Consider the following 22568-nt stretch of genomic DNA (forward strand, 5'->3'; position numbering starts at 1 on the left):
CCGCGATCGGCTTCCACTGGAATTGCTTGCGCGCCCGAGCGTGCTCCGGAACGGCCTTGGGCCGGCCCGTTGAGCAGGCAGCGCCATTGCCCAAATGAATAAGGAAACTCCACGTGAGTGAATTGCATACCCACCAGCTTCTGACGGACGACTCCGGCACCGAAACGATCGAGCCGGAAGAAACCATCATCTCCGACGAGAAGCCGCACGAGATTGAGGAGAAGTCCTTCGCGGACTTCAACGTCCGCGCCGACATTGTGGAATCCCTGGCGGACGCCGGGATCACCCACCCCTTCCCCATCCAGGCGATGACCCTGCCGGTGGCCCTCTCCGGCCACGACATCATCGGCCAGGCCAAGACCGGCACCGGCAAGACCCTGGGCTTCGGCATCCCCGCCCTGCAGCGCGTGGTGGGCCGTGACGACGCCGGCTACGAGAAACTCGCAGTACCCGGCGCACCGCAGGCCCTGGTCATCGTCCCCACCCGTGAACTCGCGGTGCAGGTGGCCAACGACCTGCAGACGGCCTCCCGCAAGAGGAACGCACGCATCGCCACCATCTATGGCGGCCGGGCCTACGAGCCCCAGGTGGAAGCCCTGAAGAACGGCGTGGAGGTTGTGGTGGGAACCCCCGGGCGCCTCATCGACCTCTACAAGCAGAAGCACCTGAGCCTGAAGAACGTCAAGGTCGTCATCCTGGACGAGGCCGACGAAATGCTTGACCTCGGCTTCCTGCCGGACGTCGAGACCCTGATCGCGGCCACGCCGGCGGTCCGCCAGACGCTGCTGTTCTCCGCCACCATGCCCGGCCCCGTCATTGCCATGGCCCGCCGCTACATGACCCAGCCCACCCACATCCGTGCTGCTGATCCGGATGACGAAGGCCTCACCAAGCGGGACATCCGCCAGCTGATCTACCGCGCGCATAGCATGGACAAGATCGAGGTGGTAGCCCGCATCCTGCAGGCCAGGGGACGCGGCCGGACCATCATCTTCACCAAGACCAAGCGCACCGCAGCCAAGGTTGCCGAGGAACTGGTGGACCGCGGGTTCGCGGCCGCCGCGATCCACGGCGATCTCGGGCAGGGCGCACGCGAGCAGGCGCTCCGGGCCTTCCGCAACAACAAGGTGGATGTCCTGGTGGCAACCGATGTGGCCGCCCGCGGCATCGACGTGGACGACGTCACCCATGTCATCAACTACCAGTGCGTGGAAGACGAAAAGATCTACCTGCACCGGGTGGGCCGCACCGGCCGCGCCGGCAACAAAGGCACCGCCGTGACCTTCGTGGACTGGGACGACATGCCGCGCTGGGGACTGATCAACAAGGCACTGGGCCTGAGCGTTCCGGAGCCCATCGAGACCTACTCGTCCTCCCCGCACCTTTATGAGGACCTGGACATCCCCGAAGGCACCAAGGGCAGGCTGCCGCGCGACAAGCGCACCCTGGCCGGTGTTGACGCCGAGGTGCTGGAGGACCTGGGCGAAACGGGCAAGAAGAACGCCCGCGGTGGCCGCGACGCCGGCAGTTCCCGCGACCGCGACGGCCGTGGCCGGGACAGCCGTGACCGCGGCGCCAAGCGCGAAGGCGGCCGCAGCGGCGAGTCCGCTGCCCGCTCCGGCGAGCGCCGCCGTCGTACTCCCGATGCCGCCGCAGCCCCCGCTGGCGCCGGTGACGCTCCGGCAGCGACCGAGGCCGAGCAGCCCTCACGCACCCGGCGCCCCCGCACCCGCACCCGGCGCCGCAACGGTGAAGTGGTGGGCGGCGGAAACGCCGCACAGTCCGGCAGCACCGAGGCCTAACCCCCTTCATGACTGACACTGTCTGGGCGCCGGACGGCAGCAGCCTGGTGGTCCACGCGGACAACGCGGACTTCCTCCCCTCGCTGCCGGACGGCGCCTTCACACTTATCTACGTGGACCCCCCGTTCAACACGGGCCGGGCCCAGCGGCGCCAGCAGACCACCATGGTGGTCAACGCGGACGGCACCGGCGACCGCGTTGGCTTCAAGGGGCGCTCCTACGACACCATCAAAGGCGCGCTCCACCGCTACGACGACGCCTTCAGTGACTACTGGTCCTTCCTGGAGCCGCGGCTCGTGGAGGCGTGGCGGCTGCTGGCGGAGGACGGCACCCTGTACCTGCACCTCGACTACCGCGAGGTGCACTACGCCAAGGTGATGCTGGATGCGATCTTCGGCCGTGAATGCTTCCTGAACGAGATCATCTGGGCCTATGACTACGGCGCCCGGGCCAAGAACCGCTGGCCCACCAAGCACGACAACATCCTGGTCTACGTGAAGAATCCCGCGAAGTACCACTTCGACAGCGCCGAGGTGGACCGCGAACCTTACATGGCACCGGGCCTTGTTACGCCAGCCAAACGCGAACTGGGCAAACTGCCCACCGACGTCTGGTGGCACACCATCGTCTCGCCCACCGGCAAGGAAAAGACCGGGTACCCGACCCAAAAGCCGGAGGGCCTCATCCGCCGCGTGGTGGCGGCGTCCAGCCGGCCCGGTGACTGGTGCCTGGACTTCTTCGCCGGTTCCGGAACCCTGGGTGCGGTGGCCGCGAAGATGGACCGCAGGTTTGTGTGCGTGGACCAGAACCAGCCGGCCATCGACATCATGGCCCGGCGCCTGGGTGCCCACGCGGAGTTCACCGCGTTCCCGCCCAACTAGGTAGCAGCACATGTCGGTTTGGGACTCCAAAACGACATGTGCTGCTACCTGGTTGCCGTGATCAGGGACGGACGACAGCGGTCCCTGTCCCCATTTCCTCGATCCGCGCCAGGACGTCCGGCTCGGTGAGGTTCTCCCCCAGCAGGTTCGGTTTGCCGGTGCCGTGGTAGTCCGATGACCCGGTAATCAGGAGGTCGTGCCTGCCGGCGAGCCGCCGCAGGAACCGGCGACCCTCCTCCGGATTGTCACGGTGGTTGACTTCCAGGCCCGCCAGGCCGGCGTCGATCATCTCCTGGTACACCCGCTCGCCTACGATCCTGCCGCGGGAGGACGCCACGGGGTGGGCAAAGACGGGGACCCCGCCGGCGGCACGGACCAGTTCGACGGCGATGGCCGGCGCGGGTGCGTAGTGCTGGATGAAGTAGCGCGAGCGTGAGGTGAGGATGGAGGCAAAGGCCTCGGAGCGGTCCTCCACCACCCCGGCCGCCACGAGGGCGTCCGCGATGTGGGGGCGGCCGAGGGTTGCGCCGGGGGCGACATGGTGGATGACGTCGTCCCAGGTGAGGGGGTAGTCCTCAGCAAGCAGGGTGACCATCCGCTCGGCACGGGTATGCCGCGCGTCCTTGGCTTTGGTGATTTCCTCCAGCAGTCCCGGATGCTTCGGGTCGTGCAGATAGCTCAGGAGGTGGACGCTGATGCCCTCCTCTGTCCGGCAGGAAACCTCCATCCCGGGGACCAAGGCCACCCCGTGTTCAACGGCTGCAGCAGAAGCCTCGTCCCAGCCGGCCGTGGAATCGTGGTCCGTCAGCGCTACGACGTCCAGGCCGGCGCGGGCCGCGGAAGCCATGACGTCTGCGGGATTCTCGGTGCCGTCCGAGACATTGGAGTGGGCATGCAGGTCGATCCTCACCTATCCAGACTAGTTGACCCGGCGTTCACCCTGTGTATGGCCGGCCGCAACTCCCGCGTTCCCGTCCCGCCGGCACCGGCTCCGCCTGTTCGCGCAGCCGCGGAGCTGGTGAGACGATGGTGCGGTGAAAGATGCCGAAAACACCCCCACCTCTGCTTCCCAGCCGTTGGAGGAGCGCGTCAACAACCGCTCGCAGCGGCCCAGTTCCGACGCGTTCAAGGCCTTCATGGCCGGCAACTGGGCGCCCGCCAGCCAGGAGCTCCCGGCACGTGACGCCGTAGCCGGCTACGCCTCGGCCCGGCGCAAGGCAATCTCCGGACAGTTCAAGGGCGAACGCCTGGTGATCCCCGCCGGCCCGCTGAAAGTCCGCTCCAACGACTGCGACTACCGCTTCCGCCCCCACTCCGGATTCGCGCACCTCACCGGGCTCGGCCTCGACCACGAGCCTGACGCCGTCCTGATCCTTGAACCCGTCGGGGAAGGAAAGGGCGACGACGGCGGCCACCACCGGGCAACGCTCTACTTCCGGCCGCTGGCCGGGCGGGACACGGAACAGTTCTACGCAGACTCCCGGGCCGGCGAGTTCTGGATCGGCGCCCGTCCCACCCTCGCGGAGTTCGAGTCACGCCTTGGCCTGGCAACGGCACATATCGACCAGCTGGAGACAGCCATCACCAAGGACGTGGGCGCCCCCGAAATCGGCGGCATCTCCATCCGCCTGGTCCGCAAGGTGGACGAGAACATCGACGCGCTGGTGGACACCGCCCGCTACAACACGGCGAAGGACCCGGACAACCTGGACCTCGCCGTCCTCGATGCCCTGGACGAAAAGCTGAGCGAAGCCCTCTCCGAACTGCGCCTCCTCAAGGACGACTGGGAGATCGGGCAAATGAAGCTCGCGGTGGCTGCCACCGTTGAAGGGTTCGAGGAAGTCGTAAAAGTCCTGCCTCGCGCCCTCACGCACGCCCGCGGCGAGCGCGTGGTGGAAGGAGCCTTCTTCGCCCGGGCGCGCGAGGTGGGCAACGAACTGGGATACGACACCATCGCGGCCTCCGGCAACAACGCCACAGTGCTGCACTGGACCCGCAATACGGGGAAGATCCACGCCGGAGAACTCCTTCTGCTGGACGCCGGCGTGGAAGCCGATTCCCTGTACACGGCGGACATCACCCGCACCCTCCCCGCCAGCGGCGTGTTCACCGACATCCAGCGCAAAGTCTACGAAGCCGTGCTCGACGCGGCCGACGCCGGGTTTGCCGCAGCACAGCCCGGGGCGAAGTTCCGCGATATCCACACCGCGGCCACCACAGTGCTTGCCGAGCGGCTTGCGGAGTGGGGGCTCCTGCCGGTGACGGTGGAGGAGGCCATCAGTCCCGAGGGCCAGCAGCACCGCCGGTGGATGCCGCACGGCACCAGCCACCACCTGGGGCTGGACGTCCATGACTGCGCCCAGGCCAAACGGGAACTCTACCTGGACGGCATCCTCACCGAAGGGATGGTCTTCACCATCGAACCCGGCCTGTACTTCAAGGCCGAGGATCTGGCGATCCCGGAGGAGTACCGGGGAATCGGCGTCAGGATTGAGGATGACGTCCTGATGACCGCCGACGGCCCGGTCAACCTGAGCGCCGCCCTGCCGCGCAAGGCCGAGGACGTGCAGGACTGGATGGCGGGCATCTACCGTGAAGCGGACGGGGCCCAGGAAGCCTAGCCAGCAGCCCTCGGTTGTGGGGGCTGCTGTTGACGCCGCCCCCTGCCAACCTGCTGAATAAACAAAAAAGCGGGGCTGCCGGAACAAGTGTTCCGGCAGCCCCGCTGTTGTTTGCCTGCCAGGCCGCTGCGGGCTACTGCCGCGGCTCGCCCGGGTGCTGCTCAGGAGCGTGCCCGGGCGCGTCCTGCTGGCCGTCAACCCGCTCCCCCTGCGTGGGCTGCTGCTGGCCGCCCTCGGGGTGCCCGGTGCCGGCGGCGGGGGCCTGCGGCAGCCGGACGCCATACTGCGGCCGGCCATCCGGCAGGTCCGGGTACCGTACGGTCCGGGCCGGGGCGGGCTGCTCTTGCGGCGGGGCAGCAGGCTGGCCCTGGTCCTCCTGGACAGGATGTGCCTGGGCCGACGACCCGGACGACTGCTGCCCGTAAGGATCGTTCCAGCCTGAGGGACGGACTGGACCCTGGCCGGGCTGGTTCTGCTGGTAGGGCTGGCTGTGGTAGTCGCGCTGGGTGTAGGGGCCACCGCCGGCGGCCGCATCCGAGCGGGTCATCGGCAGCTGCTGGAGCAGCCGCCGTGCCTCGTGGGCAGCCTCCGGCGACACCACGACGTCGTAGCTGGTGGCCACCACCTGGTTGGTGGAGGTGAAGTCGCGCTTGCCGCGCTGCATGGCATAGGTGACGATGCCGAAGAGCATAAAGAACGCTGCACCCATCAGCACCGAGGTAAGAATGGAGAAGTACCCCGGTGACGGTGCGAAGAAGGACAGCATGACACCCACGAACAGGCCGAACCACATGCCGCTCAGTGCTCCGGAAAGCGCCACCCTGGGGTAGCTCAGGCGGCCGGTCACCCGCTCCACCATCTTCAGCTCGTTGCCCACGATGGACACCATGTGGACGGGGAACTGCTGGTCCGCAAGGTAGTCCACGGCCTTCTGGGCATCCAGGTAGGACGTGTAGGAACCCACGGTATCGCCGGTGGGAACGGCCCGGGCTTCATCCATTCCGCCGGGCCCGCCGGCCTTGGGAGCACCAAATATGTTTGCCATACCCCCATTCTTGCCCATGAGCATGTGTGCTGCCTGCAAATTCAGCTAAAAGAGAGCAGACTCGGTAGCCTGTAGGAGTGAGCACAACTCCTACCCGCGTCTTCGTGGCGCGCCTTTTGGGCCTCGACGTCTTCGACCCGCTGGGCGACCGGCTGGGCCGGCTGCGCGATGTTGTTGTGCTGTCCCGGGGAACGCAGGGCGCACCGCACGTGGTGGGCATCGTCGTCGAAGTTCCCGGCAAGAAGCGCGTCTTCGTGCCCATGACGCGCATTACCTCCATCGACCAGACCCAGATCATCTGCACCGGGCTGGTGAACCTGCGCCGCTTCGAGCAGCGCGGCGCAGAGACGCTGGTGGTGGCCGAGATGTTCGACCGCCGCGTCACCCTGCGGGACGGCAGCGGCGACGCCACCATCGAGGACATCGCCATGGACCAGCACCGCTCGCGGGACTGGTTCGTCAGCAAGCTCTTTGTCCGGCGGGGCCATTCCCTTTCCCCGCTCAGCCGGCTCCGCCGCAACGAAACCCTGATCATCGACTGGGCCGACGCCCTCCAGGGTCCGCGCACGGAGCCGCAGGCGGCCACCCAGTTCGTGGCCAACCATGAGGACCTCAAGCCGGCAGACTTCGCAGAAGCACTGCAGGAAATGAGCGACAAACGCCGTTTCGAGGTGGCCAGCGAGCTGCAGGACGAACGGCTGGCCGACGTCCTCCAGGAGCTCCCGGAAGATGACCAAGTGGAGATCCTCTCCGCCCTTGACGTGCAGCGCGCAGCCGACGTGCTGGAGGAAATGGATCCCGACGACGCCGCCGACCTCCTTGGCGAGCTCCCCTCTGCCCAGGCGGAGGAGCTGCTCCAGCTGATGGAGCCGGAGGGCGCCGAGGACGTCCGGCGGCTGCTGGAGTACGACGAGGACACCGCCGGCGGGCTCATGACCCCCGTGCCGGTGATCCTTCCTCCCGAGGCCACGGTTGCCGAGGCGCTGGCCCACGTGCGCCGGGAGGAACTCTCCCCGGCGCTTGCCTCCTCCATCTTCATCGCCAGGCCGCCGCTGGAGACGCCGACCGGCCGCTTCCTGGGTGTGGTCCACATCCAGCAGCTGCTCCGGTTCCCGCCGTTCGAACCGCTCGGCAACCTGGTGGACAAGAACCTCGAACCGCTGTCGGACCAGGCACACATCAGCGAAGTGGCACGCACGCTGGCGACCTACAATTTGAACTCCCTCCCCGTGGTCAACGACGCCGGCCGGCTTGTGGGGGCGGTGACTGTTGATGACGTTTTGGATCATCTGTTGCCGGATGACTGGCGCGCCCATGACGGCGAAGCCCCGATAAGAAGGCTGGGTGGCCGTATTGGCTGAGAGCAGCGCACCAAAAAATCCGAACCAGCGGACGCCCGCCAGGAAGACGGCCGACAAAGGCAGCCTGGACACACCCCTGAGCGGCCGCCAGCGGATCCTGCCCAAGTTCTCCCCGGATCCCGATGCCTTCGGCCACGCCACGGAGGGCTTTGCCCGCTTCATGGGCACCCCGCAGTTCCTGGTCTACATGACGGTCTTCGTGGTCATCTGGCTGGCGTGGAACACCTGGGCGCCGCTCGAGTGGCAGTTCGATTCCCGCGCGCTTGGTTTCACCCTGCTGACGCTGATGCTGTCCCTGCAGGCCTCCTACGCCGCACCCCTTCTGCTGCTCGCCCAGAACCGGCAGGACGACCGCGACCGCGTCTCGCTCCAGCAGGACCGCCAGCGCGCCGAGCGCAACCTGTCCGACACCGAGTACCTCACCCGGGAACTCGCATCCCTGCGGATTGCGCTGCGCGAGGTTGCCACGCGTGACTACGTCCGTGCCGAGCTCCGTTCGCTGCTTGAGGACATGCTGGAGGCCCAGGAGGAGCTCCGGACCCACGATCCCTCCGGGCAGGGGCAGCACGAATCCCCCCGCGACAAGGTCAAGGAAAAACTCAAGGAACAGCGCGACCGGCAACGGAACCCCCGCACCCAGCAGATCCCCCGGGTCAAGCCCGGCCATTCCACCCAGGACCGTTAATGAGCGAACCCATTGCCAACACGGCGTTGGCTGAGGCAGTCAACGCTGCCCTGGCCACGGTCATCGACCCCGAGCTCCGCCGCCCCATCACCGAACTGGGCATGGTGGAGTCTGTCGCTGTGGACGACGCCGGGAGGGCCAGCCTGGCAGTCCTGCTCACCATCTCCGGCTGCCCCCTGCGGGACACCATCACCACGGATGCCACGAACGCGCTGCTGGCAGTTCCGGGAGTGGCCGCCGTCGACGTTGAACTCAAGGTGATGACCCAGGAACAGCGCGATGCCCTCAAGGAACTGCTCCGCGGCAAGGGGGGCCAGCGCGGCATCCCCTTCAACGAGCCAGGTTCCCTGACCCGGGTCTACGCCGTCGCCAGCGGCAAGGGCGGGGTCGGGAAGTCCTCGGTGACCGTCAATTTGGCCTGTGCCCTTGCAGCCCAGGGCCTGCGCGTCGGCATCGTGGACGCGGATGTCTATGGCTTCTCCGTCCCGGGCCTGATGGGCATCACGCAGCAGCCCACCCGGGTGGACGACATGATCCTTCCCCCGGTCGCCTACGGGGTGAAGGTGATCTCCATAGGGATGTTCGTCAGCGGCAACCAGCCTGTGGCCTGGCGCGGACCCATGCTGCACCGCGCGCTGGAACAGTTCCTCACCGACGTCTATTTTGGCGACCTCGACGCCCTGTTCCTCGACCTGCCGCCCGGCACCGGTGACATCGCGATCTCCGTGGCCCAGCTGCTGCCCAAGGCGGAAATCCTGGTGGTCACCACGCCGCAGGCTGCCGCCGCCGACGTCGCCGAGCGCGCCGGGGCCATCGCCACGCAAACGGGCCAGAAGGTGGCGGGGGTCATCGAGAACATGTCCTACCTGGAAATGCCCGACGGCGGCAGGATGGAATTGTTCGGCAGCGGCGGCGGGCAGGTCCTCGCCGGGCGGCTGACGGCAACGGTGGGGGCAGAAGTGCCGCTGCTGGGCCAGATTCCGCTGGACATCCAGCTGCGTGAAGGCGGGGACACCGGCGTGCCGATCGTCCTCGGCCAGGCCGGCACGCCGGCGGCGGCCGCACTGTCAGGTATCGCCGGACAACTGGCGGCAAAACCCCGTGGACTGGCCGGGATGAAACTGGGGCTTCAGCCTCGCTGAGCCGCAAGCCTGGCCGGGTGCAGCCAGGAGCACCTGTCCGGAAACTGCTGCGGGCAGGCGCTACGTGGCTTCGGTGTCGAAGGGTGCGGCCTCGCCCGGCGGCAGCGACTGGAGCACCCGTTCCGGCCGCCTGGGCGCGGCGTCGGCTGCCACGGCGGCGGCCCCGGAAACTGCGGCCACGGCGGCCGGACCGCCGGCGCTGACGGGTTTGGAGTCGTCGTCGAGGAGCGCCTCTTTGATGATGCGCCGGGGGTCGTACTGCCGGGGATCGTATTTCTTCCAGTCGACATCATCGATGTCGATGCCCACTTCTTCCTTGATCTGCTCGCGGGCACCGGACGCCATGCGCCGGACTTCCTTGACCAGGTTCGCCAGCTTCTGGGTGTATTCGGGCAGCCGCTGGGGGCCGATCACCAGAACGCCAATGATCAGCAGAAGAAAGAACTCCGGGCCGTTGATTCCAAACACTTTAGGAAGATTACCCTCTCCGGGCTGCCAGTGACGATTTCAACCCGGGGCCCGGGAGAACTGCCTGCGCTACGGGACGAAAAAGGCCACGATGCGGTTGGCCCCGCGCTGCAGCCGTGTCGTGAGCGGTTCCCCTCCCGCTTCCGCGGAAGGCGGGATTCCGGCGGCAACACCTTCTTCGGCCCTGCTGCCCAGGCGCTGCAGGATGGGGACGGCATCATCGGCCCGCTCCGCCGGCAGGTTGGATTCGTAGGTAAAGCTGTGCCCCTGCGTCCGGTAGGTAGCCGACCATGGTGAAGACTGCCACACACTCAGGTTGTTGCCGGCTGCTGCGGCTTCCCGGTCCGCAGCACCCGGCTGTCCGCCAGGATTCTGGCCGTCATCCTCCTGTGCGGGGAGCCGCTGTTCAGTCACTGTGGCGTAGTGTGCCCCGTCGGTCAGCCTCAGCTCAACCGCCGGCTGCCCGTTGAACACCGTGGCTTTTGCCGATTCAAGGTGGAAGCCCATTGCTTCCAGTTCCGGACAGGCCCAGCCTTCGGAGCGCAGCAGGGTGAGCTGTTCAGCGTTCAGCTGCCTGCCGTCCGCCGGCGTCCGGGACGAGACCTGCGAGAAAGCGGCAGCGTTTCCTGTGGCCTCCCCGGGCAGCGGGTCACCTGCAGCCGCGAAGGCACCTGCAGCCAGGACCGCCACCGCAGCCGTGCTGCCGCCGGCAGCCAGTGTCAGGATCCGGACGGCCGTGCGCGGTGGCGCGGGCCGCTGGGTGGGAGCCGGAGGCGCGGCGGCGAGTTCCTGCGTCCGTGCCAGCAGGCGGGCCGTCAGGTCATCGCTGGCGGGCGGGATGGGGGCATCGCGGAGCCGCTCCAGGTACTGGCGTTCCCGCCGCAACGCTGCAGAGCATTCGTGGCAGGACTGGAGGTGGCTGCGGGTGCGCTGGTGCCTGCGTCCGAATGGGGTCCGGGACCTCATGCGCCGTTCAGAGGATGCCGGCGATACGCGGCATGGACAGTTTGCGGCGCGCCTGCTGGGGACGAGGGTCCCGGTGCGCCAGCTTCTCCCGCAACATGGTCCGTCCGCGGTGGATCCGTGAGCGGACAGTACCCAGCTTGACGCCCAGCGCTTCCGCCACTTCGTCGTAGGACAGGCCTTCGAGGTCGCAGAGGACGACGGCGGCGCGGAAGTCCGGCGGAAGTTCCTCCAGCGCAGCCTGCACGTCCACGTCCAGGTTGTTGAGCTCAAAGCTCTGTTCCGGACCCGGTTCGCGGCCGGGAAGCCGCGACTCGGCATCCTCGGCGAGGGCATCGAACCTGATCCGGGTTTTGCGCCGCGCCTGGTCCAGGAAGAGGTTCGTGGTGATCCGGTGCAGCCAGCCGTCCAGCGTGCCCGGCTTGAAGTTCTCCAGCGAGCGGAAGACGCGGACAAACACCTCCTGGGTGAGGTCCTCGGCGTCGTACTTGTTGCCCGTCAGGCGGTAGGCAAGCCGGTAAACCTTCGCAGAGTGGTTGGTGACCACTTCTTCCCAGGTGGGACGCACCCACTCAGCCTCAGGATGGTTTGTTGCAGGGACAGGTGCCACAACTGAAGATGACATCGTCCACTCCCCTCGTGGAATACTAACGCCCGGATACTGTTGACATCTCTGATTCGGCGCCGGTCACCTTTTGGATGAGCGGATATTAATCATTTCAAACTTGTCTGGGAATTTCCTGATTGTGGAAAAGTTCAGCCATAGGCGCAACCGCCTGCCTCCCCTGCCGTTGCCACGGGACACAGTAGGCTGTAAAGGACATTCCCTGCCGCCCAGAAAGCGAAACCCATGAGCGCCGACAAGTCCACCAGCTGGTCCTATGCAGAAGATCTTCCTGCTGAGGATGAGGTCATGCTTCGGGCCAGGGAGCGCTCCTTCGAGCTCGGTGTGACGCCCATTGGCCCGGGAGTGGGAGCAGTCCTCACCGTGCTGGCTGCCGCATCCAAAGCCCAGACCGCCGTCGAGATCGGGACCGGAGCGGGAGTTTCAGGTGTGTGCCTGCTCCGCGGCCTCGGCCCCCAGTCCGTCCTCACCACCATCGACGTCGACGTCGAACACCTCCGCGCCGCGCGCGAGGCATTCTCCGAGGCCGGCAGCCCCGCCAACCGCACCCGGACCATTTCCGGAAGGGCAGGCGACGTCCTCCCGCGGCTGACGGACCGCGCCTACGACCTGGTGTTCATTGACGCCGACAAGCCCGGGCTGCCCGGATACGTGGAACAGGCCATCCGTCTGCTGAAGCCCGCAGGGCTGCTGATCGTGAACGACGCACTCGACAAGGACAAGGTGGCCAACCCCGCCAGCCGCGAGACCACCACCGTAGTCCTGCGCCAGGTGGGCAAAGCCATACGCGACGACGACAGGCTGGCTTCGGCCATGCTTCCCACCGGCGACGGCCTGCTGGTGGCAGTCAAGAAGTAGGCCGCCGAAAAAGGCAGGGCCCGCAGCTGCTGCTGCGGGCCCTGCCTTTTCACGATTATTCGGTAACGCCGACCAGGCATTCCTTGAGGTTGGCTGCCTCAGCAGCGTTCAGCTCGACCACCAGTCGCCCGCCGCCTTCGAGCGGGACGCGCATGATCAGGCTGCGGCCCTCCTTGGTGACTTCCATTGGGCCGTCGCCGGTGCGTGGTTTCATAGCCGCCATGAGGAATTCCCCTCCATTTAGTCCCAGGACTGATCAGCCCGGGCGGGCTGTGTCCGCATGTAGATCAAGCTGCCACGGCGGAGTGGTTGGACACCGCCCGGGCTGCGCGTATTCTGAATGCTTTTTGTCCTTGCTTACTTACTATTATCGCGGAATTACCCGCACGTAGCTAATCGATGGACATTTACCGCGTGGTGGTATTTCAGCCCTGACCTGCACGAAGGCCCCAAAGACTAGGGCGGATAATCCCCGCCGCCGGGCAATTGCGCCCAGGCCCACAGCCACACAATCCAGACAATCTGCAGCAGCAGGAACATGAGGACAACCGTCCCCCGGTAAGCACGCGACCTGGAGGCCAGTGCAGCTGCCAGCGCCAGCGGAAACAGCGGCAGCAGCATGCGGAACGTACTGGTCTGCGGGTGCAGGAACGCCACCAGGTACGCCATGTAGCAGGCACACCACAGGCGGAGTTCGACGCCGATCTGCCGGACGGGGGGAAGGAAGAGCATGGCGGCGAAGAGGGCCACGAAAATGAAGGGCGCCAGCACTCCCAGCACCGGCCCGAAAAGGTTGATGCCGGTGTCGAACCAGGGCTTGAACGGCACCAGGTCATGGCCGCGCCATACTGTTTCGGTTTTTGTGTAAGCCTGGATGTCCCCGGTTGCCGCCCACGCCGCCGCGGGCCAGGCAAGCGCCATCGCGCCTCCGACGCCGGTGAGGACGGCAAGGGCCGCGAGGTCACGGTTGGAATGGGGTCCTTCCCGCGTCCCGGCGCCGGAGGCCGCGTTGCGGAACCGCGCCCACAGGCGGTGCAGGAGGAGCAGCCCCAGCATGGCCGCAAAGGGAACACCTACCGGCCGGGACAGGCACAGGAGCACCACCACGGGTATTGCCCAGAGGTACTGCCTGCGGACCACCAGCAGCAACGCTGCCGCGAGGAGCAGCAGGGACAGCGGTTCGGCGTACGGCACCTGCAGGACAGCAGCCACGGGGAAGGTGGCGAAGAACGTTACGCCCCACAGCGCCGGGGCGTGGGAGGCCTTGTGCCGGAACAGAACGTAGACAACCAGCGCCGCTCCCCAGCCCGCAAGCATGGCGATGAGCGTCAGGGCCGCCGCGGGAGCCATGCCGGTGAGTCCGCTGAGCCCCCCGGCCAACGCGGGAAACAACGGATAGAAGGCCCACGTGTTTTCCTGCACGTTGCCCGCGGCGTCAGTCGGCAGCACGGAGGGGTAACCCCCGGCAATCACCTGGGCGTACCAGCGCGCGTCCCAGATGTTGATGAAATTCCAGTAGTCAGGCTTCGCCGGAAACCAGGGATTGGGGCCCTGGTGGAGCGCAGCGGCCATGAAGATTCCGGCGCTGACAAGGCGGGCGGCCAGGTAGATGGCGGTGACCTGAAGCCACCACGGCCAGCCCCGGAGTGCTGTTCCCGCCTGCCCCGCCAGCCCTTGGAGCGACGGGAGCAGGCCTGCGCGGCGCCGCGCCTCTGTACTCACGGCGTGTTCTTTGCAGGCGGCGCGGTCCCGCCGGGTTCCGTGGCGCGGGCTTCCTGCAGGGCCAGCAGCTCAGCCCGCAAGCCGTCAATCTCGTCCTGTTTGGAGGCGAGCTGGTCCCGCAAGTCATCCAGGACCTGGTCCACCTGGTCCATCCTGTAGCCGCGGAGGCCAAGGGAGAACCGCACACGGTCCACATCCTCCGGTGCGGCCTGGGCCGGCAGCAGGACAGGGGGAAGGTTGGCAGGCGGCTGCTCGAAGCCGCCGTCGAGCAGGACAGGCAACGGACCGTTGCCTGTCCTGCTCGCACGCCGCCCGAGGCCGACCCAGAACACCGCCCCGACCAACCCGATGGCCAGGAAAACCAGAAAGAAACTCACCGTTCCATCGTGCCAGACCGGGCGGCTGCTGCCAGTCCGGACACCCGGGGCGGGACCGGCTACTCCGGCCGCTGCTCTCCCTTGAAGGAGGGCGTAACGGCCCCGTGGAGCACTCGGTCCACGGCTTCGGCGGGATCGTCAACCACCTGGATCAGGTCCAGGTCCTTCTCGGACACCATGCCTTCGGCAACCAGCGTGCCCCTGATCCACTCGATCATCGGGCCCCAGAAATCGACGCCGAGGAGGACGATCGGGAACGATGTGACCTTGCGCGTCTGGACCAGCACCATGGCCTCGAACAGCTCGTCGAGTGTTCCCAGCCCGCCGGGCAGGACGATGAACCCCTGGGCGTACTTGACGAACATGGTCTTGCGGGCGAAGAAGTACCGGAAGTTGATGCCCAGGTCCACCCACTGGTTCAGGCCCTGTTCGAACGGCAGCTCGATCCCCAGGCCCACGGATACACCGTTGCCTTCCACGGTGCCGCGGTTGGCAGCCTCCATGGAGCCGGGACCGCCGCCGGTGATGACGGCGACGCCGGCCTCCGCCAGTTTCCGCCCCACTTCCACGCCCATCTCGTAGTAGGGGCTGCCGGGCTTGGTGCGTGCTGAACCGAAGACGCTCACGGCTTTCCCGATATCCGCCAGGGCACCGAACCCTTCCACGAACTCGCTCTGGATGCGCAGGACCCGCCAGGGATCCGTGTGGACGAACTGCCCGGGGCCCTTGGTGTCGAGCAGATGCTGGTCCGACATCTCCACGGCCGCCTGTTTGCGGCGCAGCTCAAGGGGCCCCTTGCGGCGTGGCTGGGAATTTCTTGCCGGATCTGCACTGATGCTCATTCCCCTAGGCTAACCTGCCCGCGGGAGGTATCTCTTGAATCACGATCCGCAGGAACATGGGGTGATTAGCGTCATAAGCCGGTGTTGTTCGCTAGATTCTTCCTATGACTACTCATGTGCCCGGCGATGCCCTCGTCTCCCTGAACGCCGTAAACAAGCATTACGGCCAGCTGCACGTTCTGAAGGACATCAACCTCCAGGTCCGCAAGGGCGAGGTTGTTGTGGTCATCGGGCCTTCGGGCTCCGGTAAGTCCACCCTTTGCCGCGCCATCAACCGCCTGGAAACCATCGAAGGCGGGACCATCAGCATCGATGGCAAGGTCCTCCCCGAGGAAGGCAAGGAGCTGGCGCAGCTGCGTGCCGACGTCGGAATGGTCTTCCAGTCGTTCAACCTCTTCGCCCACAAAACCATCCTCGAAAACGTGACCCTTGGGCCCATCAAGGTCAAGGGCGTCCCCAAAGCAACAGCGGACAAGGACGCAATGGCGCTCCTTGAACGCGTTGGCGTGGGGCATCAGGCCCCGAAGCTCCCGGCACAGCTGTCCGGCGGCCAGCAGCAGCGCGTCGCGATCGCCCGCGCGCTGGCCATGAAGCCCAAGGTCATGCTTTTCGACGAGCCCACCTCGGCGCTCGACCCGGAAATGATCAACGAGGTCCTGGACGTCATGATCCAGCTGGCCAAGGAGGGCATGACCATGATCGTGGTCACCCACGAGATGGGCTTCGCCCGCAAGGCCGCGGACCGCGTCGTCTTCATGGCGGACGGCCAGATCGTCGAGGACGCCACCCCGGAGGAGTTCTTCACCAACCCGAAGAGCGACCGCGCCAAGGACTTCCTCTCCAAGCTCCTCACCCACTGATCCACCCGAACCAATACTCCAAGTTCGCACCCAGGCCGTGACCCACGGCCTCAATGAAAGGAATGTCATGAAGGCATTTATGACCCGGCGGAAGTCATTCTTCGTGGCGGCTACAGCCGCCCTCGCCCTGTCCCTGAGCGCCTGCGGCGGTGGCGGCACCGATGCCGGGGGCGATCCCTCGGTTGCTGCAGAGCCCACGTTCGCTGCCGGCACCACCATGGAAAAGCTCGCCTCGGCCGGCACCATCAAGATCGGCACCAAGTACGACCAGCCGCTCTTCGGACAGGTGGGCCTCGACGGCAAGCCGGTTGGATTCGATGTCGAAATCGGCAAGCTGATCGCCGCGAAGCTGGGCATCCCCGCTGACAAGATCGAGTGGTCCGAGACCGTGTCTGCCAACCGCGAGCCGTTCATCGAACAGGGCAAGGTTGACCTGGTCATCGCCACCTACACCATCAATGACAAGCGCAAGCAGGTTGTCAGCTTCGCGGGCCCGTACTACGAGGCCGGCCAGGCGCTGATGGTCAACAAGGACAACGACACCATCAAGACCCCCGAGGACGTCAAGGGCAAGAAGGTCTGCTCCGTGACGGGTTCCACCCCCGCAGCCACCATCGTGGACCAGTACGGCGCGGAACTCGTTCCGGCCGCAACCTACTCGGCCTGCCTTGAGCCGCTGCGCAACAAGCAGGTGGAAGCCGTCACCACGGACAACGTGATCCTGGCCGGCTTCGTGGACAAGGAACCGGACGCCTTCAAGCTCGCCTCCGACGAGACGTTCACCAAGGAGCCCTACGGCATCGGCCTGAAGAAGGACGACACCGAGTTCCGCAACTGGATCAACGACCAGCTGGAATCCTTCGAAGAAGACGGGTCCTACAAGAAGGCCTGGGAAGCCACTGCGGGCTCAGTCATCAAGACTGCCCCGGAGCTGCCCGAGATTGACCGTTACTAAGTAACCTCAGTGGTTGCCGGGGCTGCTCCGTGGCCCCGGCAACCGGCCTCTCCGCTCCCGTCCACGCCCACATCCGAAGGATCCTATGGACGTCATTCTTGAAAACCTTCCCCTGTACTGGAACGGTTTTCTCCGCACACTTTTCCTCTCCGCCGTTTCCGGCGTCATCGCGCTGGTACTCGGCACACTGCTCGCGGCAGCCAGGGTCTCCCCGGTGGCAGCGCTCCGCGGCTTCAGCACGGTCTACGTGGAGGTCCTCCGGAACACTCCCCTGACCATCGCCTTCTTCTTCGCGGCTATTGTCCTTCCCCGGCTCGGCGTCAAATTCGAGCAGTTCGAAGTCGCCGCCATCATTGCCTTGAGTACCTACACCGCAGCGTTCATCGCCGAAGCTGTCCGCTCAGGTGTCAACAGCGTCCCGGTGGGCCAGGCTGAAGCTGCCCGCAGCATCGGCATGAACTTCGGGCAGGTCCTGAACCTCATCATCCTGCCCCAGGCCCTGCGGACGGTGGTCCCGCCGCTCATCAATATCCTGATCGCCCTGGTCAAGAACTCCTCGGTTGCCGGCGCGTTCTTTGTCCTCGAACTGTTCGGTTACGGCCGCCAGCTGGCAAACGCCAACGGTGACGCCGTCATCCCCGTGCTGCTCGGCGTTGCGTTCTTCTATCTGCTCCTCACCGTTCCGCTGGGCATCCTGGCCAGTACGGTGGAACGAAAGGTGGCGATTGCCCGATGAGCTCAGTCCTCTACGACGTTCCAGGCCCCAAGGCCCGGCGCATCTCCCTGATCGGATCCATCGTGGGTTCGCTGCTGATCCTGGGCCTGCTGGCCTGGATCATCATGACGTTCGCGCAGCAGGGCATCTTCGAAGGGCGCCGCTGGCAGATCTTCACCCGGGCCGATGTGTGGACGCTCCTGGGCAACGGCCTGGGCGCAACCCTCAGCGCGGCAGCCCTCGCGGCTGTCATCGCGTTCCCCTTGGGCCTGCTGCTCTGCCTGCTCCGCATCTCCGATGCCGCCTTCATCCGGATCCCCACCCGCGTGGTGCTGGAGTTCCTCCGCGGCATGCCGGTAGTCCTCATGATGCTGTTCGTCCTGCTCGGCTTCGGCACCTCGCCCTTCATTGCTGTTGTCACCGGCCTGGTGCTGTACAACTCGGCAGTGTTTGCAGAGATCATCCGCGCCGGCATCCAGTCGCTGCCCAAGGGCCAGCGCGAGGCCGGGCTTGCGATCGGCCTCACCAGCTTCAAGTCGCGCATGCTGATCGAGCTGCCGCAGGCGATCCGGCGCATGATGCCGTCCCTGGTGGCGCAGATGGTGGTGCTCCTCAAGGACACCTCGCTCGGCTACATCGTGGCGTACGGCGAGCTACTGCGCGCCGTGCAGGTGATGGCTGACTTCCTGGGAACCCAGTTCCTGTTCCCGATCTTCTTCGTGGCGGCAGCCATCTACATCGCGATCAACATCCTCGTTTCGAGGATCGCGGTATGGATCGAGCGTCGCGGGTCCAAGAAGGCGGCCGGCGGCGTGGCCAAGGCCGAACCCGAAGCCGCCGAAGCAGCCGTTCCCTGATAGTTCTCGCTTAACGACGATGGCCCGGACCTTGTGGTCCGGGCCATCGTTTTTTAGGTTCAGGTTGCCAGCCACGTCCGCAGGGCCGCCAGGCAGGTGCGGATGGCGTCTGCGTGCACATGTTCGTTGTCCTTGTGTGCCAGCAGGGCATCACCCGGCCCGAAGTTCACCGCCGGTATGCCCAGTTCACTGAAGCGTGCGACGTCGGTCCAGCCGTATTTTGGCTTGGGCTCGGCGCCGACTGCGGCGACGAAGGAGGCGGCGGCCGGGTGGTGCAGGCCGGGCCTGGCACCGGCGGCAGCATCGGTGCGGACCACCTCGAAGCCCTCCAGCAGCTCCCGCACTACGGCCTCGGCCTGGTCGGGGTTTTTGTCCGGCGCAAAACGGTAGTTGATTTCCACCACGCACCGGTCCGGAATCACGTTGCCGGCGGTCCCGCCGTTGATCTTCACGGCATTGAGGCTCTCGCGGTACTCGAGTCCGTCCACAGTGATGGTCTGCGGTTGGTAGCCGGCCAGCCTGGCCAGGACCGGAGCTGCGGCGTGGATGGCGTTGCTGCCCATCCACGCGCGTGCGGAGTGGGCTGCCTCCCCCACCGTGGTTACTTCGAACCTGCTGGTGCCGTTGCAGCCGCCCTCCACCGTGCCGTCCGTCGGTTCCAGCAGGATGGCGAAGTCACCGTGGAGCAGGTGGCCGTGGTTGCGGACCAGGCGGCCCAGGCCGCTTTTGACGGCTTCCACTTCCTCGTGGTCGTAGAACACAAAGGTGATGTCCCGTTTCGGCGAGGCACCGTCGTCAAACATGGTGGCCGCCAGGGCAAGCTGCACCGCGACGCCGCCCTTCATGTCGGTGGCCCCGCGGCCGTAGAGGATCCCCTCCCCCGGAACACCCGATTCCCAGCTGGAGGGAACGGTCCCTTTCGCATCCGCTGCCAGGGGCAGCGGCACCGTGTCGAGGTGCCCGGCCAGGATGACGCGTTCCGGATGGCCCAGTTCGGTGCGGGCGATGATTGAATCGCCGTCCCGGACCACGCTGAGCTGGGGAACTGCCAGGAGGGCCGCTTCAACGGCGTCGGCAAGTTCCTTTTCGTTTCCGGACACGCTGTTGATGTCCATGATGGCGGCGGTCAGGAGGGCAACATCCTGGCGAAGGTCGAGTAGCAGGGTGGAAGGCTGGGGTGTGGTTTCGGCAGTCACGAAGCCAGTCTAGTTCGGACCCTGTCCCCGCCCGTCGATAGACTGGGGGCATGACTGAGACTGCTTCTTCTGCCGTGCCCGAAACCTCGCAGGCATCCACAGACCACCGCTCCGCCTACGGCTTCGGCGTGGCCACCGTTTCCACCGCCGACGCCAGCGTCCTGGATGTCTGGTTTCCCGCTCCGGCGCTTGGTGTTGCCGCCGAGAGCCTCCGTTCCGTCGAGAACGCGGACGAGTCGCTGAGAAGCATCGCCGAGAATGGGGCGGACCAGGACCGCGGTACCGAGCAGAAGGTGGTTTTTGTCCAGATCCACCTCGATGAAGCCCCGGCCGATACCGCCGATGCGTACCTGCGCCTGCACCTCCTTTCGCACCGCCTTGTCCGGCCCAACACCATCAACCTTGACGGCATCTTCGGCAAGCTGCCCAACGTTGTGTGGACCAACTTCGGCCCCGCCGCCGTGGAAGGCTTTGAACTCACCCGTGCGCGGCTGCGGCGCCGCGGTGCCGTCACCGTCTACGGCATCGATAAGTTCCCGCGCATGGTGGACTATGTTGTGCCTTCCGGTGTAAGGATTGCCGACGCCGACCGGGTGCGGCTGGGTGCGCACCTGGCCGAAGGAACCACCGTGATGCACGAAGGGTTTGTGAACTTCAACGCCGGAACCCTGGGTACGTCGATGGTGGAGGGCCGCATTTCAGCGGGCGTCGTGACCGGCGACGGCAGTGACGTGGGCGGCGGCGCCTCCATCATGGGCACGCTGTCCGGCGGCGGCAAGGAAAAGATCACCATCGGCGAGCGGGTGCTGCTGGGGGCAAACTCCGGTGTTGGCATCAGCATCGGCGACGATTCCGTGGTGGAAGCCGGCCTGTACGTCACGGCCGGAACCCGGGTGCGGGTGCCCGGGCCCAAGGACGAGGTGGGCGAGGACACCACTAAGATCGTCAAGGCAGCCGAGCTGTCCGGTGTGCCCAACCTGCTGTTCCGCCGCAACTCCACCACGGGCGCTGTGGAGGTCCTCCCCCGCCAGGGACAGACCGTGGAGCTGAACGACGCCCTCCACGCCAACTGATCATTCCATGGCACGAAGACGCGGACTGCGCCGCCTCGCAGTACTGGTGCTGGCCCTGGCACTGGTGGCAGGCGGCGTCTATTCGGCCGTGTTTTTCCTGCAGCGCTCCGAAACGCTCGTGTCGGAGCGCTGCAGGGCCGTTATTGGCGAGCGAACCTCGGAACTCGCCCCGGACCAGGCCGTCAACGCTTCACTGATCACTGCCGTGGCGGTGCAGCGCGGGCTTCCACCGCGTGCTGCCAGCATTGCCCTGGCCACCGCCATGCAGGAGTCCAAGCTCCGGAACATCGACCACGGCGACAAGGCCGGCCCGGATTCGCGCGGACTGTTCCAGCAGCGCCCTTCCCAGGGATGGGGAACCGAGGCACAGATCATGGATCCCTACTACGCCGCGAACGCCTTCTACGACGCCCTGGTCAAGATCCCGGGCTACGAGTCACTGGAGATCACGGACGCCGCCCAGCGCGTCCAGCGCTCCGCCTACCCCACCGCCTATGCCCAGCACGAGGAAATGGGACGGACCTTCGCCTCCGGGCTGACCGGCCAGACGCCCGAGGCCGTCCGGTGCACCCTGCGGGCTGCCGGCGCGGGCGGGGATACCGCCGCGTTGTCCGCGGAACTCAATCAGGCCTACGGGCCGCTGGGGACGGCTGTTGAAGGTGAAACGCTGGTGGTGGAGGCCGCCGGCAGCCAGGCCTGGTCCGTGGCGCAATGGGCTGTTGCCAACGCCAAGGGCTTCGAGGTCCTGCAGGTGGACGTCGCCGGCCGGAGCTGGAACCGGGAGGCGCGGGACGGGTGGCAGGCTTCGGCGGCCACGGACGGACAGGTCCGGATCACGGTGGCGGCGGAGGGGGCCGGCAGCTGAACGGCTGCTGGAAGAGCACCGCGGGTCCCTACACGAGGATTTCGACCACCGGCTGGACGTAGCTGCGGAACAGCTCAGGCTCGGCCATCAGGCGGTTGCTCATGATGATCTTGTCCGGTTCCAGGTACCAGGCCCGCTGTTCATTCAGGGGAAGCTCAATGATGGTCAGCTTGAAGTCACGGGAATCGCGGCCAACCTCCATCAGCCTGTCGTCCACCATGTCCTCAAGAAGCTGGTCCGCTCCGCTGGCGGCACGCTCCGCCTCAATTTCCGCGTATTCGCTCCTGCGCTCCCGTGCCCAGGTAAGGGCGGAACCGAAGTGGGCCTGGAGCACGCGCTGCAGGGCGGGAGAGTTTCCAAAAGCTTCAAAGTCCGGCGGCGACAACTCGGGAGACGTCTGGGGATGGGCCTTGAGCAGCTGCTCCCACCATGCCTCCCACTCTGTCTTGAGGGCACTCAGGCCACCAACGTCCGCGGTCAAGTGTGAATGATCGGCACGGCGTACCTTGGGCGCTGCGTGGGACAGCGCGGGGTGACCTGCGCCGTCGAGCCCCGCAGTATCCCGGACGAACAGGGCTATCATCATTGGCCCCGACGTGTCCGCGGTGATTTGCCACCTGGTTCCGCTTGTCTGATACATCCGACGTCCTTCCGT

The 22568-nt window shown here is 66.3% G+C and carries 24 protein-coding genes; 13 read left to right on the top strand and 11 right to left on the bottom strand.

Annotated features, from left to right (window positions below; genetic code table 11):
• Positions 1–113 precede the first annotated feature (113 nt).
• Together AC4BCK_RS13620 and AC4BCK_RS13625 are read left to right on the top strand one after the other, a co-directional pair.
• Positions 114–1802 (top strand): DEAD/DEAH box helicase, encoded by a 1689-nt coding sequence (locus AC4BCK_RS13620; protein ID WP_400576526.1) that lies wholly within the window; start codon positions 114–116, stop codon positions 1800–1802.
• Positions 1803–1810: 8 nt separating this feature from the next.
• Positions 1811–2683: a DNA-methyltransferase gene (locus tag AC4BCK_RS13625; protein ID WP_363955369.1), complete on the top strand. Its 873-nt coding sequence runs from the start codon at positions 1811–1813 to the stop codon at positions 2681–2683.
• Positions 2684–2744: 61 nt separating this feature from the next.
• On the opposite strand, the gene AC4BCK_RS13630 is transcribed toward AC4BCK_RS13625, so the two are convergent.
• Positions 2745–3593 carry a PHP domain-containing protein gene (locus AC4BCK_RS13630; RefSeq protein WP_174176458.1) on the bottom strand — a complete coding sequence of 283 codons (849 nt, stop codon included), beginning with the start codon at positions 3591–3593 and terminating at the stop codon, positions 2745–2747.
• Between the two features lie 124 nt (positions 3594–3717).
• Here AC4BCK_RS13630 and AC4BCK_RS13635 point away from each other — a divergent pair, with 124 nt between their 5' ends.
• On the top strand, positions 3718–5304 hold the full coding sequence (locus AC4BCK_RS13635) for an aminopeptidase P family protein (RefSeq protein ID WP_174176460.1): 1587 nt from the start codon (positions 3718–3720) through the stop codon (positions 5302–5304).
• Positions 5305–5437: 133 nt separating this feature from the next.
• Here AC4BCK_RS13635 and AC4BCK_RS13640 read toward each other — a convergent pair whose 3' ends face one another.
• Complete coding sequence (locus AC4BCK_RS13640; protein ID WP_364270589.1) at positions 5438–6349, bottom strand: YflT domain-containing protein; 912 nt, start codon at positions 6347–6349, stop codon at positions 5438–5440.
• 77 nt (positions 6350–6426) lie between these two features.
• Between AC4BCK_RS13640 and AC4BCK_RS13645 the strand changes: the two genes are divergently transcribed.
• From AC4BCK_RS13645 to AC4BCK_RS13655, 3 genes are read left to right on the top strand one after another with little or no spacing between them, the layout of a single operon-like run.
• Positions 6427–7710 carry a magnesium transporter MgtE N-terminal domain-containing protein gene (locus AC4BCK_RS13645; protein ID WP_066277496.1) on the top strand — a complete coding sequence of 428 codons (1284 nt, stop codon included), beginning with the start codon at positions 6427–6429 and terminating at the stop codon, positions 7708–7710.
• Positions 7694–8395, top strand: a complete 702-nt coding sequence (locus tag AC4BCK_RS13650; protein WP_174176464.1) for a DUF1003 domain-containing protein — start codon at positions 7694–7696, stop codon at positions 8393–8395. The genes AC4BCK_RS13645 and AC4BCK_RS13650 overlap by 17 nt, the downstream gene beginning before the upstream one ends.
• On the top strand, positions 8395–9537 hold the full coding sequence (locus AC4BCK_RS13655; protein WP_363955363.1) for an Mrp/NBP35 family ATP-binding protein: 1143 nt from the start codon (positions 8395–8397) through the stop codon (positions 9535–9537). The genes AC4BCK_RS13650 and AC4BCK_RS13655 overlap by 1 nt, the downstream gene beginning before the upstream one ends.
• A gap of 60 nt (positions 9538–9597) precedes the next feature.
• Here the strand turns inward: AC4BCK_RS13655 and AC4BCK_RS13660 are convergent, their stop codons facing one another.
• The 3 genes from AC4BCK_RS13660 to sigE all read right to left on the bottom strand — a co-directional run bounded on the left by AC4BCK_RS13660 (position 9598) and on the right by sigE (position 11593).
• Positions 9598–10005, bottom strand: coding sequence for a twin-arginine translocase TatA/TatE family subunit (locus AC4BCK_RS13660; protein WP_251421076.1), 408 nt, complete (start codon positions 10003–10005; stop codon positions 9598–9600).
• 69 nt (positions 10006–10074) lie between these two features.
• Entirely contained in the window at positions 10075–10971 is an 897-nt protein-coding gene (locus AC4BCK_RS13665) for an anti-sigma factor (RefSeq protein ID WP_310111253.1), read from the bottom strand.
• Between the two features lie 7 nt (positions 10972–10978).
• Positions 10979–11593, bottom strand: coding sequence for an RNA polymerase sigma factor SigE (sigE, locus tag AC4BCK_RS13670; protein WP_066277510.1), 615 nt, complete (start codon positions 11591–11593; stop codon positions 10979–10981).
• A gap of 225 nt (positions 11594–11818) precedes the next feature.
• Between sigE and AC4BCK_RS13675 the strand changes: the two genes are divergently transcribed.
• Positions 11819–12451 carry an O-methyltransferase gene (locus AC4BCK_RS13675; protein WP_251421072.1) on the top strand — a complete coding sequence of 211 codons (633 nt, stop codon included), beginning with the start codon at positions 11819–11821 and terminating at the stop codon, positions 12449–12451.
• Positions 12452–12506: 55 nt separating this feature from the next.
• On the opposite strand, the gene AC4BCK_RS13680 is transcribed toward AC4BCK_RS13675, so the two are convergent.
• From AC4BCK_RS13680 to AC4BCK_RS13695, 4 genes are all read right to left on the bottom strand, one after another.
• Positions 12507–12674, bottom strand: a complete 168-nt coding sequence (locus AC4BCK_RS13680) for a DUF3117 domain-containing protein (RefSeq protein ID WP_009357720.1) — start codon at positions 12672–12674, stop codon at positions 12507–12509.
• Positions 12675–12907: 233 nt separating this feature from the next.
• Complete coding sequence (locus AC4BCK_RS13685; RefSeq protein ID WP_397425192.1) at positions 12908–14173, bottom strand: hypothetical protein; 1266 nt, start codon at positions 14171–14173, stop codon at positions 12908–12910.
• The gene (locus AC4BCK_RS13690) at positions 14170–14550 is read right to left on the bottom strand and encodes a DivIVA domain-containing protein (RefSeq protein ID WP_310111259.1); all 381 of its coding nucleotides are present in this window, start codon (positions 14548–14550) and stop codon (positions 14170–14172) included. The genes AC4BCK_RS13685 and AC4BCK_RS13690 overlap by 4 nt, the downstream gene beginning before the upstream one ends.
• Before the next feature lie 59 nt (positions 14551–14609).
• On the bottom strand, positions 14610–15392 hold the full coding sequence (locus AC4BCK_RS13695; protein WP_104185063.1) for an LOG family protein: 783 nt from the start codon (positions 15390–15392) through the stop codon (positions 14610–14612).
• A gap of 104 nt (positions 15393–15496) precedes the next feature.
• On the opposite strand from AC4BCK_RS13695, the gene AC4BCK_RS13700 reads away from it, so the two are divergent.
• From AC4BCK_RS13700 to AC4BCK_RS13715, 4 genes are all read left to right on the top strand, one after another.
• Complete coding sequence (locus AC4BCK_RS13700; RefSeq protein ID WP_174176472.1) at positions 15497–16252, top strand: amino acid ABC transporter ATP-binding protein; 756 nt, start codon at positions 15497–15499, stop codon at positions 16250–16252.
• Positions 16253–16319: 67 nt separating this feature from the next.
• Entirely contained in the window at positions 16320–17207 is an 888-nt protein-coding gene (locus AC4BCK_RS13705) for a glutamate ABC transporter substrate-binding protein (protein ID WP_174176474.1), read from the top strand.
• Positions 17208–17292: 85 nt separating this feature from the next.
• Positions 17293–17943, top strand: a complete 651-nt coding sequence (locus tag AC4BCK_RS13710) for an amino acid ABC transporter permease (protein WP_066277535.1) — start codon at positions 17293–17295, stop codon at positions 17941–17943.
• Entirely contained in the window at positions 17940–18779 is an 840-nt protein-coding gene (locus AC4BCK_RS13715; protein WP_174176475.1) for an amino acid ABC transporter permease, read from the top strand. The genes AC4BCK_RS13710 and AC4BCK_RS13715 overlap by 4 nt, the downstream gene beginning before the upstream one ends.
• A gap of 59 nt (positions 18780–18838) precedes the next feature.
• Here AC4BCK_RS13715 and dapE read toward each other — a convergent pair whose 3' ends face one another.
• On the bottom strand, positions 18839–19975 hold the full coding sequence (dapE, locus tag AC4BCK_RS13720; protein ID WP_174176477.1) for a succinyl-diaminopimelate desuccinylase: 1137 nt from the start codon (positions 19973–19975) through the stop codon (positions 18839–18841).
• A 50-nt stretch (positions 19976–20025) separates the two neighbouring features.
• On the opposite strand from dapE, the gene dapD reads away from it, so the two are divergent.
• Entirely contained in the window at positions 20026–21048 is a 1023-nt protein-coding gene (dapD, locus tag AC4BCK_RS13725) for a 2,3,4,5-tetrahydropyridine-2,6-dicarboxylate N-succinyltransferase (RefSeq protein WP_174176479.1), read from the top strand.
• Positions 21049–21055: 7 nt separating this feature from the next.
• Positions 21056–21913, top strand: coding sequence for a transglycosylase SLT domain-containing protein (locus AC4BCK_RS13730; RefSeq protein ID WP_251421064.1), 858 nt, complete (start codon positions 21056–21058; stop codon positions 21911–21913).
• 28 nt (positions 21914–21941) lie between these two features.
• On the opposite strand, the gene AC4BCK_RS13735 is transcribed toward AC4BCK_RS13730, so the two are convergent.
• Complete coding sequence (locus AC4BCK_RS13735) at positions 21942–22553, bottom strand: hypothetical protein (protein WP_174176483.1); 612 nt, start codon at positions 22551–22553, stop codon at positions 21942–21944.
• Between the last annotated feature and the right edge of the window lie 15 nt (positions 22554–22568).

The organism is Pseudarthrobacter sp. As-47, from assembly GCF_058215595.1.

Bases quoted from the DNA above. Each gene is read 5' to 3' on its own strand.
- AC4BCK_RS13625 (WP_363955369.1), top strand. From the start codon at position 1,811: ATGACTGACACTGTCTGGGCGCCGGACGGCAGCAGCCTGGTGGTCCAC.
- AC4BCK_RS13640 (WP_364270589.1), bottom strand. From the start codon at position 6,349: ATGGCAAACATATTTGGTGCTCCCAAGGCCGGCGGGCCCGGCGGAATG.
- AC4BCK_RS13655 (WP_363955363.1), top strand. From the start codon at position 8,395: ATGAGCGAACCCATTGCCAACACGGCGTTGGCTGAGGCAGTCAACGCT.
- AC4BCK_RS13665 (WP_310111253.1), bottom strand. From the start codon at position 10,971: ATGAGGTCCCGGACCCCATTCGGACGCAGGCACCAGCGCACCCGCAGC.
- sigE (WP_066277510.1), bottom strand. From the start codon at position 11,593: ATGTCATCTTCAGTTGTGGCACCTGTCCCTGCAACAAACCATCCTGAG.
- AC4BCK_RS13675 (WP_251421072.1), top strand. From the start codon at position 11,819: ATGAGCGCCGACAAGTCCACCAGCTGGTCCTATGCAGAAGATCTTCCT.
- AC4BCK_RS13680 (WP_009357720.1), bottom strand. From the start codon at position 12,674: ATGGCGGCTATGAAACCACGCACCGGCGACGGCCCAATGGAAGTCACC.
- AC4BCK_RS13695 (WP_104185063.1), bottom strand. From the start codon at position 15,392: ATGAGCATCAGTGCAGATCCGGCAAGAAATTCCCAGCCACGCCGCAAG.
- AC4BCK_RS13700 (WP_174176472.1), top strand. From the start codon at position 15,497: ATGACTACTCATGTGCCCGGCGATGCCCTCGTCTCCCTGAACGCCGTA.
- AC4BCK_RS13705 (WP_174176474.1), top strand. From the start codon at position 16,320: ATGAAGGCATTTATGACCCGGCGGAAGTCATTCTTCGTGGCGGCTACA.
- AC4BCK_RS13710 (WP_066277535.1), top strand. From the start codon at position 17,293: ATGGACGTCATTCTTGAAAACCTTCCCCTGTACTGGAACGGTTTTCTC.
- AC4BCK_RS13715 (WP_174176475.1), top strand. From the start codon at position 17,940: ATGAGCTCAGTCCTCTACGACGTTCCAGGCCCCAAGGCCCGGCGCATC.
- dapD (WP_174176479.1), top strand. From the start codon at position 20,026: ATGACTGAGACTGCTTCTTCTGCCGTGCCCGAAACCTCGCAGGCATCC.
- AC4BCK_RS13730 (WP_251421064.1), top strand. From the start codon at position 21,056: ATGGCACGAAGACGCGGACTGCGCCGCCTCGCAGTACTGGTGCTGGCC.
- AC4BCK_RS13735 (WP_174176483.1), bottom strand. From the start codon at position 22,553: ATGTATCAGACAAGCGGAACCAGGTGGCAAATCACCGCGGACACGTCG.